This is a genomic window from Amycolatopsis sp. NBC_00348, assembly GCF_036114655.1.
GTDB lineage: Bacteria > Actinomycetota > Actinomycetes > Mycobacteriales > Pseudonocardiaceae > Amycolatopsis.
In genome coordinates, this window is sequence record NZ_CP107994.1 from 8,073,217 (window position 1) to 8,084,895 (window position 11,679).

General features: G+C 69.8%; 10 protein-coding genes. 7 read left to right on the forward strand and 3 right to left on the reverse strand.

All coding sequences use genetic code 11. From position 1 onward, the window contains the following. The first annotated feature begins 161 nt into the window (after positions 1-161). From OHS58_RS35745 to OHS58_RS35755, 3 genes are all read left to right on the forward strand, one after another. Positions 162-1,298: a glycerophosphodiester phosphodiesterase gene (locus OHS58_RS35745; RefSeq protein ID WP_328645390.1), complete on the forward strand. Its 1,137-nt coding sequence runs from the start codon at positions 162-164 to the stop codon at positions 1,296-1,298. A 40-nt stretch (positions 1,299-1,338) separates the two neighbouring features. Continuing rightward, positions 1,339-2,262, forward strand: a complete 924-nt coding sequence (locus OHS58_RS35750) for a serine hydrolase domain-containing protein (RefSeq protein ID WP_328645391.1) — start codon at positions 1,339-1,341, stop codon at positions 2,260-2,262. 71 nt (positions 2,263-2,333) lie between these two features. Next, positions 2,334-3,884, forward strand: a complete 1,551-nt coding sequence (locus tag OHS58_RS35755) for an amino acid permease (protein ID WP_328645392.1) — start codon at positions 2,334-2,336, stop codon at positions 3,882-3,884. A 75-nt stretch (positions 3,885-3,959) separates the two neighbouring features. On the opposite strand, the gene OHS58_RS35760 is transcribed toward OHS58_RS35755, so the two are convergent. Beyond that, complete coding sequence (locus OHS58_RS35760; RefSeq protein ID WP_326956605.1) at positions 3,960-5,192, reverse strand: MFS transporter; 1,233 nt, start codon at positions 5,190-5,192, stop codon at positions 3,960-3,962. Between the two features lie 149 nt (positions 5,193-5,341). On the opposite strand from OHS58_RS35760, the gene OHS58_RS35765 reads away from it, so the two are divergent. Further along, positions 5,342-6,976, forward strand: a complete 1,635-nt coding sequence (locus tag OHS58_RS35765; protein ID WP_326956604.1) for a Na+/H+ antiporter — start codon at positions 5,342-5,344, stop codon at positions 6,974-6,976. Here OHS58_RS35765 and OHS58_RS35770 read toward each other — a convergent pair. After that, entirely contained in the window at positions 6,957-7,859 is a 903-nt protein-coding gene (locus tag OHS58_RS35770) for a TIGR03564 family F420-dependent LLM class oxidoreductase (RefSeq protein WP_328645393.1), read from the reverse strand. The genes OHS58_RS35765 and OHS58_RS35770 overlap by 20 nt on opposite strands. A 380-nt stretch (positions 7,860-8,239) precedes the next feature. Here OHS58_RS35770 and OHS58_RS35775 point away from each other — a divergent pair, with 380 nt between their 5' ends. Beyond that, entirely contained in the window at positions 8,240-8,737 is a 498-nt protein-coding gene (locus OHS58_RS35775) for an OsmC family protein (RefSeq protein WP_247059255.1), read from the forward strand. Positions 8,738-8,748: 11 nt separating this feature from the next. Here OHS58_RS35775 and OHS58_RS35780 read toward each other — a convergent pair whose 3' ends face one another. After that, entirely contained in the window at positions 8,749-10,035 is a 1,287-nt protein-coding gene (locus OHS58_RS35780) for an adenylosuccinate synthase (protein ID WP_247059256.1), read from the reverse strand. A gap of 77 nt (positions 10,036-10,112) precedes the next feature. Between OHS58_RS35780 and OHS58_RS35785 the strand changes: the two genes are divergently transcribed. After that, a complete protein-coding gene (locus tag OHS58_RS35785) occupies positions 10,113-10,793 on the forward strand; it encodes a hypothetical protein (RefSeq protein ID WP_442875486.1) in 681 nt (226 codons plus the stop codon). A 140-nt stretch (positions 10,794-10,933) separates the two neighbouring features. Continuing rightward, entirely contained in the window at positions 10,934-11,572 is a 639-nt protein-coding gene (locus OHS58_RS35790) for an HNH endonuclease family protein (protein WP_247059258.1), read from the forward strand. Positions 11,573-11,679: the final 107 nt, after the last annotated feature.

An 11,679-nucleotide genomic window follows, 5' to 3' on the forward strand; every position in this document is an offset into this window, starting at 1 on the left:
CAGCGTATCCGGACGGCTTCGCGCCGGACATTTCGCCGTCCCCGGGGCGGGTGTCCACGTGCCGTTTACCGCCGCTTTCGCCCGGATACGCACTTCGGATGCTTGCGACAGTGAGGGTTGCGCGAGTAGTCAGGGCACACCCTGTGAAAAGAGGTCACCAGATGAAGCGCAAACGTGTCGGCGTCCTGGCACTCGCCGGACTGGCGTTGCTGAGCGTCACCGGATTCGCGATCGGCTCGGCCAACGCGGCCGAGACCGGGTCCGCCGATGCGGCCGCGCACGGGCGGGGTCACGATGACCCCGTGATCATCGGACACCGCGGCGCGCCCGGGTACCGGCCGGAGCACACGCTCGCCTCGTACGAGCTCGCCTACCGCCTCGGCGTCGATTGGGTCGACGTCGACCTCGTGCCCACGAAGGACGGCCGGCTGGTCGCGCGGCACGAACCGGAGATCGGCGGCACCACCGACGTCGCGCAGCACCCGGAGTTCGCGTCCCGCAAGAAGACCCTGGTCATCGACGGCGTCTCGACGACCGGCTGGTTCACCCAGGACTTCACGCTGGCCGAGCTGAAGACGCTGCGCGCGGTCGAGCGGATCCCGGCGAACCGGCCGCACAACACGCTGTACAACGGGCGCTACCAGATCGCCTCCTTCCAGGAGGTGCTCGACCTGACCAAGCGCCTCGGCAAGGAACTGCACCGGACGCTGGGCACCTACCCCGAGGTCAAGCACTCGACGTTCTTCCAGACGATCGGCAACCCGATCGAGCCGAAGCTGGTGACGGCGCTCGAGCGCAACGGCCTCGACCGGCCGGACGCGCCGGCGATCATCCAGTCGTTCGAGGTGTCGAACCTGATCGCGCTGCACAAGCAGGTCCGGACGCCGCTGCTGCAGCTGACGTCGGCGACCGGCGCCCCGGCCGACTTCGTCGCGAAGGGCGACAAGCGGACGTACGCGGACCTCGTGACGGCGTCCGGGCTGAAGGACGTCGCGAAGTACGCGAAGTACCTCGGGCCGGACAAGAGCCAGATCATCCCGCTGGACGCCGCCGGGAACCTGACGAAGCCGACCGCGATCGTCGCGGACGCGCACAAGGCGGGCCTGAAGGTGCAGCCGTACACGTTCCGGAACGAGAACCCGTTCCTGCCGGCCAACCTGCGCTCCTCGGCCGAGCCGGACGCCTACGGTGACGTGTTCACCGAAGAAGCGGCGTTCCTCAAGGCGGGCGTCGACGGCTTCTTCGCCGACCAGGGCGACACCGCACTCGAGTCGCTGCACGCGTTCCTGGGCCGGTAATCGCTTTGCCGTGAGGGGCACCTTCAGGGACGCTTCGTCCATGAAGGTGCCCCTCACGGCGTTCTCCGGCGTGGCGCTGGTCAGCCGCGGTGACGAGACGCTGCTCGCCGAGGCGGCCGGGTACGCGCACCGCGGCTACGGCGTCGAGAACACCGTCGACACCCGGTTCGCGATCGCCAGCGGCACCAAGGGGTTCACCGCGCTGGTCGTCGTCGGGCTGATCGCCGAAGGACGGCTGACCCTGGACGCCCGCGCCCGCGACTTGCTGGGCGGCGACCTCCCGCTGATCGACGACGCCGTCACCGTCGAGCACCTGCTGACGCACACGTCCGGCATCGGCGACTACTGCGACGAAGAGGCGGACCCGCCGCCGACGCCGTCCCTCGCCACGTCAGCCGACTACCTCGCCGCGCTCGACGGCTATCCGCAGAGGTCCGCGCCCGGCACGGAGTTCCACTACAACAACGGCGCGTTCGCCGTCCTCGGCCTGCTCGCCGAACGGGTCGCGGGCCGGCCGTTCCCCGACCTCGTGCACGAGCGCGTCTGCGCGCCCGCCGGAATGGCGGACACGGCGTTCCTCCGGTCGGACGCGCTGCCCGGCCGGACCGCCACCGGCTACCTGGAAGACGGCCGCACCAACGTGTTCAGCCTGCCGGTGCGCGGGCACGGCGACGGCGGGAGCTACAGCACCGCGCCGGACTTCCGGCGGTTCTGGCCCGCGTTCCTCGACGGCCGGATCGTGCCCCGCGAGTGGGTGGCCCGGATGCTGCGCCCGCACGCCCCGGGTTACGGCCTCGGCTTCTGGCTGCCGTGGCCCGGCGCCGTGCGGCTCGAAGGCGGCGACCACGGCGTCTCGTTCCGGAGCACGCACTCCGGGGGCGTCACCGCGACGCTCCTCTCGAACGACCACCGCGGCGGCGGACCGCTGCTCCAGCGGCTGGACGAGTTCTTGACGAAGCCTTGACACCCCTCGGCCGCCGGGGCTAACTTCGGCGAATTCAATGGTCTGGCCGCATACCTTTCAAGAGGTGCCCGATGGATGTCTCCGACCAGCAGACCACTCCCGACCACGACCCCGCCCAGGACGACGACTCCGCACGCCTGCACCAGCTCGGCTACGCGCAGGAGCTCAAGCGGACGATGTCGGGGTTCTCGAACTTCGCCGTCTCGTTCACCATCATCTCCATCCTGTCCGGCTGCCTGACGCTCTACGGGTTCGGCATGAAGACCGGCGGGCCGGCCGCGATGATCTGGGGCTGGCCGCTCGTCGGGATCTTCGTCATCCTGGTCGGCCTGGGCATGGCCGAGGTCTGCTCCAGCTACCCGACCGCGGGCGGGCTGTACTACTGGGCGGCGCGGCTGGCGCGGAAGAACGGCCCCGCGTGGTCGTGGTTCACCGGCTGGTTCAACCTCGTCGGGCAGATCGCCGTCACCGCGGGCATCGACTTCGGCGCGGCCCTGTTCCTCAACGCGTTCCTCGACCTGCAGTGGGGCTTCTCGGCGACGCCGGGGCACACGATCCTGCTGCTCGCGATCATCCTCGTGGTGCACGGCCTGCTGAACACCTTCGGGGTCCGGATCGTGGCGATCCTCAACAACGTCAGCGTGTGGTGGCACCTCATCGGCGTGCTGGTGATCGTCGGCGTGCTGATCTTCGTGCCCGCCAAGCACCAGGACGCGTCGTTCGTCTTCGGCAGTTTCGTGAACCAGACGGGCTGGGGCTCGGCGTTCTACGTCTTCGCGCTGGGTCTCCTGGTGGCGCAGTACACGCTGACCGGTTACGACGCGTCGGCGCACATGACCGAGGAGACGAAGAGCGCGGCGACGGCCGGGCCGCGCGGCATCGTGATGTCGATCGTCGTCTCGCTCGTCGCGGGCTGGATCCTGCTGATCGGCCTGACGTTCGCGATCCAGGACTACGCGGGCGAAGTCGGCTCGGCCACCGGCGTCCCGCCCGCGCAGATCTTCATCGACGCGACCGGCGCGGTCACCGGCAAGTTCCTGCTGCTGATCTGCATCGGCGCGCAGCTGTTCTGCGGCATGGCGTCGGTGACGGCCAACTCGCGGATGATCTACGCGTTCGCCCGCGACGGCGCGATCCCCGGGTCGAAGTTCTGGCACAAGATCAACAAGCGCACGCAGACGCCGACCAACGCTGTCTGGCTGGGTGCGGGCGGCGCGCTGGTACTCGCGCTGCCGTACCTGTGGAGCGCGACGGCCTACGCGGCGGTGACCTCGATCGCCGTGGTGGGGCTGTACGTGGCGTACGTGATCCCGGTGTTCCTGCGCGTCCGCCAGGGTGACGACTTCGAGCGCGGGCCGTGGCACCTCGGCCGCTGGGGCAAGCCGGTCGGCATCGTCGCGACCACGTGGGTCGTCCTGATCTTCATCCTGTTCATGCTGCCGCAGGTTTCCCCGGTGACGGTGGACTCGTTCAACTACACACCGGTCGCGTTCCTCGTGGTGCTCGGCGGCGCGGGACTGTGGTGGGTGCTCTCGGCGCGGAAGTGGTTCAAGGGCCCCAAGGTCCAGGGCTCGGAGGCCGAACTCGCGGCCGTGGAACAGGAACTCAAGGAACTCGGCTGACGCTCGGTGCAAGTTGTCGTGAGTGTTTAGGGCGGTTCTAACCGCCCTAAACACTCACGACGAGCCGCGGCAGACTCAGGAAGTCCGGGCTTCCCGTGCCGGGACGGAGTCCTCGACCCGGACGTCGTGGCCCGGGCGGACGACCGTGACCGCCACCGCGCCCAGGGCGCCGACCGCCGCGAAGGCGTAGAAGCCCCACGGGTAGGCGATTCCGGCCGTCAGCAGCGCGCCGCCCAGCAGCGGGCCGGAGATCGCGCCGATCCGGCCGATGCCGGCGGACCAGCCGAGGCCGGTCGCGCGGATCGCGTCCGGGTAGATCCGGCCGATGTAGGCGTACACCAGCACCTGGGCGCTGAAGACGAAGCAGCCGGTCAGGAACACCGCCGCGTACAGCCCGACGGCCGGCAGCCGCACGCTCAGCAGCGCCAGGAACACCGCACCCGCGATGAACCAGACGCGTGCGGACGGCCGGATGCCGACGCGGTCGGCGACCCGGCCCGCGACGAGCAGGCCCACGATGCCGCCGACGTTCAGCGTCAGCAGCAGGCTGAGCGCCGCGCCGAGCGGGTAGCCGGCCTGGCGCATGATCTCCGGCAGCCAGGTGTTCAAGCCGTAGACCAGCAGCAGGCCCATGAACGACGTGATCCAGAACGCGATGGTGGCGCGCAGCAGCCCGCCGCGGAACAGCCCGGCGACCGCGTGCCCGGCCGAGCGCTCGGTCTCGCGGACCCGCTGGAACGACTCGGACTCCGGCAGGAACTTCAGCATCAGCGGGATCAGCACCACCGCGGGCAGCGCCCCGGCGACGAACATCGCGCGCCAGCCCAGCGGCGAGATCAGCACGATCGCCAGCAGCGCCGTCAGTACCGCGCCGACGTGGTAGCCGGTCATCACCGTGGTCGTCGCGCTGCCGGCCTTGCCGCGGCGCGCGTACTCCGTGACCAGCGTGATGGCCGTCGGCAGGCAGCCGCCGAGGCCGAGCCCGGCGACGAAGCGCAGCAGGCCGAAGACGAACGTCGACGGCGCGAAGGCGCACAACAGCGTGCACAGCGAGAACAACGCGACCGAGATGATCAGGGACTTCCGGCGGCCGATGACGTCGGTGATCGTGCCGATCGCCAGGCCGCCCAGCATCATCCCGGCCAGGCCGACCGTCGAGACGACCGACGCCGTGGCGGGCGTCAGGCCCCAGACGTGGTCACGCAGGAGCACGGGCAGCACTGAGCCGAGCACGACGAGGTCGAACCCGTCGAGCAGTACGGCGGTCCAGGCCAGGGGCACGACCCAGGAGCGAGTGCCAGGGGACATGGGGAACCTCCGGATGTGCGTCGGTGCACGTCATCCGCACAGGTGTGCGTAGTGCGCACAAGTATGCACAGGGGGTACGACGTAATCCAGGTCACTTCCATTCACCGGAAGGCAAGCGCAGGCTCTCTACCTGCGGGAAGATCACGCGCGTGGAGATCCTGGTCCTGATGGGCGTGCTCACCGGCTCGCTCGCGCTGACGGCGTTCGCGCGGCGCTACAACCTGTCCGCGCCACTGCTGGTCGTGGTGGTCGCGCTCGGGGTCGCGCTGATTCCCGGCGTGCCGCGGCTCGAGCTGGAGCCGGAGCTCGTCCTCACCGTCGTGCTGCCGCCGCTGCTCTACTCGACGTCGCTCGAAAGCTCGGTGACGCACTTCAAGCGCAACCTGCGCCCGATCGTCGCGCTGGGCGTGGTGCTGGTGGCCGTCACCGCGGTGGTCGTCGCGCTGGTCGTGCACCTGCTGCTGCCGGACGTGCCGTTCGCCTCCGCGCTCGTCCTCGGCGCGGTCGTGGCGCCGCCGGACGCCGTGACGGCGGTGGCGATCGGCCGCAAGCTCGGCCTGCCGCGGCGCGTGATGAGCGTGCTGACCGGCGAAAGCCTGGTCAACGACGCCGCCGCGCTGACGCTCTACAAGGTCGCGCTGGCCGCCGTCGCCGGCACCGCGGGCTCGGCCGGGCACGGCTTCGCGGTGTTCGGCGTCGCCACCGTGCTGGGCATCGCCGTCGGCCTGGCGATCGGCGCGCTCGTGGTGGGGATCCGGCGGCTGCTCGACGACCCGCTGCTGGAGTCGGCGTTCGGGATCATCGTGCCGTTCGGCGCGTACGTCACCGCCGAGCACCTGCACCCGTTCGGTGAGGAGTTCAGCGGGTCCGGCGTGCTCGCCGTCGTCGCCGCGGGCCTCTACCTCGGGCACCGCTCGCTCTACGCGTCACCCGCGACGCGCATGCAGGACAGATCCGTCTGGGCGTCGATCGACGTCCTGCTGGAGGCGCTGGTGTTCGCGCTGATGGGCCTGCAGCTGCCGTTTGTGCTCGACGGCGCCGCGCACGCGGCCCGCGACAACGGCACCCTCGCGCTGGTGGCGCTGGCCGTGCTCGCGGTGACGATGCTGGTGCGGATCCCGGCGGTGGCGCTCTTCGCGTACCTGCCGAAGACGTTGCGGCTGTTCGGCCAGGTCCGCCGGGCGCCCGACTGGCAGACGATCGCGGTGATCTCGTGGACCGGCATGCGCGGCGTCGTCACGCTCGCCGCCGCGGCCGGCGTCCCGGCCGACACGCCCGGCCGCGAGGAGATCCAGCTGTTCGCGTTCGCGGTGGCGATCGGCACCGTGCTCATCCAGGGCCTCACGCTGCCGCCGCTGATCCGGGTGCTGAAGGTGCAGGACCCGTCGGAGACCTCGCGGGACGAGGCCGAGGAACTCGCGGCCCGCGAGGTCGCGCAGAAGGCGGCGCACGCGCGGTTGCGCGAGATCAGCCGCGACCGGCTCGCCGAGCTGGACCTGCCGCCGGAGAAGGTCGAGCGCCTGAAGGAGCGGCTGGAACGGCTCGTCGACACGCGCTACCGGTTCGCCAAAGCGGCGATCACACTGTCCGGCGAGGACCGCTCCGGCAGCCCGCAGGCGCAGTTCGCGAAGGCCCGGCGCGAGCTGCTGATCACCCAGCGCAAGGCGATGATCGAGGAGAACCGCGCCGGCCGGCTCGACGACGAGATCCTCGGGAAGATGCTGCGCGAGCTGGACCTGGAGGAGCTGTCGGTGTCGACGACGCTCACGAACCGATTGAGCTGATCACCTCCCAGGTCCGGCGCCGCTCTTCGGACGAGCGGATGCCGGTCTGCGACACGAGGACGTCGGTCGCGCCGGCGTCGTAGTACCGCCGGAGCCCGGCGAGGACGGTCTTCTCGTCACCGATGATCGCCAGATCCGCCGGATGATCGACACCTTCCGCGGCCAGGATCCGTTGATACGACGGGATCTGCGCGTAGAAGCCCATCTGTTCGACGGCGAGGGCGCGCACGGCGTCGGGCTCGTTCGTGACGATCGCGGGCACGGCGGCGAGGATCCGCTTGCCCGCGGGCAGGTGCGGCACGATCTGTTCGGCCAGCGCCCGCGGCCCGGCGAGGAACGGCAGGGTCCCGTCGGCCAGCTCACCGGTGACGCGCAGCGCCTGCGGCCCCATCGCGGCGACGATGATCGGCACGTCACCGCCCACAGTGGACAGTCCGGGCGCGTGAGCCTGGACGGTCTCGCCGTCGAAGTCGACGGCCTCGCCGGTGAAGACCTGCTTGAGCACGGTCAGGTACTCGCGCAGGTGCTTGATGGGCGGCGGGTACTCGACGCCGTAGACGGGCCCGAGGAACCCCTTCGAGCCGAGCCCGACGCCGAGGGTGAACCGCCCACCGGTGGCGGCGTGGGCGGTCTGCGCCGCGTTCGCGACCACCAGCGGGTGCCGCGGGTAGATGGGCACCACGGAGGTGCCGACCTCGAGCCCGGGGTTCTCCCGCCCCGCGAGTGCGGCGACGGTGATGGCGTCCTGGCTGAGCGGAAGCTGCGAGAACCACACGGACTTGAGCCCGGCGTCGGCGGCTTGCCTGGCCTGCGCCAGGAGCTCGTCGACGAGGTTGGGCGCGGCGGCGGTGTCGCCCGAGGGAAGCGTGACTCCGATGGTCATGATCCTCACGCTAACCCTCGGTGCCACCGGTTTCCGGCTTCTCAGCGCTTGAGAAGCGGAGTTATCCACAATGGGTTCGGTTGTCCACAGATTTCGTCCGGACCCGTTTTCGCGCCGGGGGTGCCGATACGCTGGAGACGGGACCGGCCCCCCAAGGGAAGGGCGGGGTGGGCCTCGGCGGCGGGATGGCCGGGCAAACCCGGCGGACCCCGGCCCACGCCAGAAGGCGGACCACCGCGCCATGATCCCCGCATCGGCCGGTCAGGCAAGCGCTTCCGCATCCCGGGAACCGGCGCTCCCAGCGCGTGGGAACTCGCGCGAACCGTGAGGGAATCACCCACTCTGGGGCGAGATCCCGATCACCATCCTCAGGAGATCCCATGTCGCTGACCGACGTCATCGACGGCACTCGCAAGGCCGTCGACGCCGACCCGCACAACGCCGCCGTGTCCTTCAGCGTGGAGCACACCCTGAAGCCCGGCACCAGGACCGAAGTCGCCGTCAAGGTGCGGGGGCACGAGTTCACCGTCGACGAGCCGCCGGCGCTCGGCGGTGCCGACCAGGCCGCGAACCCCGTCGAGTTCGCGCTCGCCGCGCTCGGGTCGTGCCAGGTGATCACGTACCAGTTCTGGGCGGCCAAGCGCGGGATCCCGCTCGACTCGGTCAAGGTCACCGTCGACGGCGACCTCGACCTGCACGGCTTCTTCGGCTTCTCGCTCAACACCCGCCCCGGTTTCGGGGACGTCCGGGTGTCCGTCGAGCTCGAAGGGCCGGCGAGCCGCGAGCGCTACGAAGACCTCAAGCGCGAGGTCGACGAGCACTGCCCGGTTCTCGACCTGTTCCGCAACGAGACGCCGGTCAGCACGAAGCTGACCTGAACGACAGCGCCTTAAACGAACTGGTGCCGCACGATCGTCTGCTCGCGGCCCGGGCCGACGCCGATCGCCGAGATCCGGGCGCCCGACAGCTCTTCGAGGCGCTCGACGTACGCGCGGGCGTTCGCCGGGAGCTCCTCGAACGTGCGGCACGCCGAGATGTCCTCGAACCAGCCCGGGTGCTCTTCGTAGATGGGGATCGCGTGGTGCACGTCGGTCTGCGTCATCGGCATGTCCTGCGTGCGGAAGCCGTCGACCTCGTAACCCACGCACACCGGCACCTTCTCCAGCCCGGACAGCACGTCCAGCTTGGTGAGGAAGTAGTCGGTGATGCCGTTGACGCGGACCGCGTAGCGCGCGATCACCGCGTCGAACCAGCCGGTGCGCCGCGAGCGGCCCGTGGTGACGCCGAACTCGCCGCCCTGCTTGCGCAGGTACTCGCCGGACTCGTCGTTCAGCTCGGTCGGGAACGGCCCGGAGCCGACGCGCGTGGTGTAGGCCTTGAGGATGCCGAGCACCGTGCCGATCCGGCCCGGGCCGATGCCCGAACCGGCGCTCGCGCCGCCGGACGTCGGGTTCGACGACGTCACGAACGGGTAGGTGCCGTGGTCGACGTCGAGCAGCGTGCCCTGTGAGCCTTCGAGCAGCACGGTCTCGCCGCGCTCGAGGGCCTGGTTGAGCTGCAGCCGGGTGTCGGCGATGCGGTGCGCGAACTTCTCGCCCGCGGCGAGCACCTCGTCGGCGACCTGGTTCGCCTCCAGCGCCTTGCGGTTGTAGACCTTCACCAGCACCTGGTTCTTGAACTCCAGCGCGGCTTCGACCTTCTGCCGGAAGATCTTCTCGTCGAGCAGGTCCTGCACGCGGACGCCGACGCGGGCGATCTTGTCCTGGTAGCACGGCCCGATGCCGCGGCCGGTGGTGCCGATCTTGCGGCTGCCCAGGTAGCGCTCGGTGACTTTGTCGATGGCCACGTGGTACGGCATGATCAAGTGCGCGTCGGCGGAGATCAGCAGCTTGGACGTGTCGACGTCCCGCGCTTCGAGTCCGGACAGCTCGTCCAGCAGCACACCCGGATCGACGACCACGCCGTTGCCGATGACGTTGGTCACGCCGGGGGTGAGGATGCCGGACGGGATGAGGTGCAGGGCGAAGTTCTCGCCGTTCGGCAGGACGACCGTGTGACCGGCGTTGTTGCCACCCTGGTAGCGGACGACCCACTGAACGCGGTCACCCATCAGGTCGGTGGCCTTGCCCTTGCCTTCGTCTCCCCATTGGGCACCGATGAGCACGATGGCCGGCATGTGACACTCCAAGGTGTTCGACGACGTGAGGTTTGGTGTCCGGGGCGGACACCGGTGGCGCTGGTAAATGCCGGTGCATGACTGTAACGGAGGACCCGCGGGTGCGCGGAATAGTGGTGGCCTGTGGCGACGACGCGGCCGGCTTCGAAGAAGTCGATGACGTCGAATCGGTCCGCGTGCCGAGCCGTCCCGGCAAAGCGGAAATCGACCCCTTGCTGGGCGAACACGATCACCTGGTGGTGTCGGGCACGGACGCCGATCTCGCCGCGGTCGTGTTGCGACTGTTGCGGAAGGACGCGATCTCCGGCGTGTCGGTCGGGTTCGTGCCGTCCTCGCCGGACTCTTCGGTCGCCGCGCTGTGGGGGCTGCCGAAGACGCCGCTGCAGGCGCTCGCGCTCGCGTTGCGCGGCGAGGTCGACCCGGTGCCGCTGATCCGCGACGACGTCGGCGGTGTGCTCGTCGGGCGCGGGCTGCTGCGGCTCGTCCGCGGGGTGGCCTACTGCGACGAGCAGGTCGCGTTGCGCGGGCCGGCCGCGTCGATCGAGGTGACGCCGGATCCGGGCGGGCCGGGCCTGGCCGTGCGCGTGGTGAAGGGGACCGTCTTCAAGCGGCCGACGACGCTGTACTCGCGCGCTTTCCAGATCGGCTGCATCCCCACGCGGCCGGTGCGCGACGACGTGGTCTTCGACCGCGCGGTGAACAAGTGGACCTGGTACCGGCACACGGAGGATCTGCGACTCGTTCGTGGAGCGGCCTGACCTGCGTTTTTCACTCTCACGTGAGCCAGCGGACACTCAGCGTTGGCGAACGGGCAGCAACATATCACCTATACGTGTTGCACACGCCACTCAGGTGTATCAGGGTTAGCTGTCCCCACACCTGACATGGAGGCAGCAATATGCCAACCAGGCGTGCTGTTCGTCATTCCTTGGCTGTCCTCGCCGCCACCGCGGTGCTCTCCGGAACATTGGCCGGCGTCGCCGACGCCACCCCGCCGGGCGTCCCGTCCGCCGCGACGGCGAAGTCGGAGCTGGCTTCGCTGACCGTGAAGGCCGACGGGTCCCAGACCGGCTACAGCCGCGACAAGTTCCCGCACTGGATCGACCAGGGCAACAGCTGCGACACGCGCGAAGTCGTGTTGAAGCGCGACGGCACGAACGTCGTCACCGGGTCGAACTGCGCCGCCACCTCCGGCAGCTGGTTCAGCCCGTACGACGGCGAGACCTGGACGGCGGCGTCCGATGTGGACATCGACCACGTCGTGCCGCTGGCCGCCGCGTGGCGCACCGGCGCGTCGTCGTGGACGACGGCCCAGCGCCAGGCGTACGCGAACGACCTGACCGACCCGCAGCTCATCGCCGTGACGGACAACGTCAACCAGTCGAAGGGCGACAAGTCGCCTGACCAGTGGAAGCCGCCGCTCACCGGCTACTGGTGCACCTACGCGAAGATGTGGGTCGCGGTGAAGACGAAGTTCAAGCTCACCGTCAACACCGCGGAGAAGACGGCCCTGACGGACATGCTCGGCCGCTGCTGACCCGGGTCTGCCGCAGCTCGTCGTGAGTGTTTAGGGCGGTTAGAACCGCCCTAAACACTCACGACAACTCGAGCCGAGCGGAAGTCAAGGGGGAATCGTTGCGGTGC

Coding starts and splice junctions, on each gene's coding strand:
- OHS58_RS35745 (WP_328645390.1), top strand. CDS start 162: ATGAAGCGCAAACGTGTCGGCGTCCTGGCACTCGCCGGACTGGCGTTG.
- OHS58_RS35750 (WP_328645391.1), top strand. CDS start 1,339: ATGAAGGTGCCCCTCACGGCGTTCTCCGGCGTGGCGCTGGTCAGCCGC.
- OHS58_RS35755 (WP_328645392.1), top strand. CDS start 2,334: ATGGATGTCTCCGACCAGCAGACCACTCCCGACCACGACCCCGCCCAG.
- OHS58_RS35760 (WP_326956605.1), bottom strand. CDS start 5,192: ATGTCCCCTGGCACTCGCTCCTGGGTCGTGCCCCTGGCCTGGACCGCC.
- OHS58_RS35770 (WP_328645393.1), bottom strand. CDS start 7,859: ATGACCATCGGAGTCACGCTTCCCTCGGGCGACACCGCCGCCGCGCCC.
- OHS58_RS35775 (WP_247059255.1), top strand. CDS start 8,240: ATGTCGCTGACCGACGTCATCGACGGCACTCGCAAGGCCGTCGACGCC.
- OHS58_RS35780 (WP_247059256.1), bottom strand. CDS start 10,035: ATGCCGGCCATCGTGCTCATCGGTGCCCAATGGGGAGACGAAGGCAAG.
- OHS58_RS35785 (WP_442875486.1), top strand. CDS start 10,113: ATGACTGTAACGGAGGACCCGCGGGTGCGCGGAATAGTGGTGGCCTGT.
- OHS58_RS35790 (WP_247059258.1), top strand. CDS start 10,934: ATGCCAACCAGGCGTGCTGTTCGTCATTCCTTGGCTGTCCTCGCCGCC.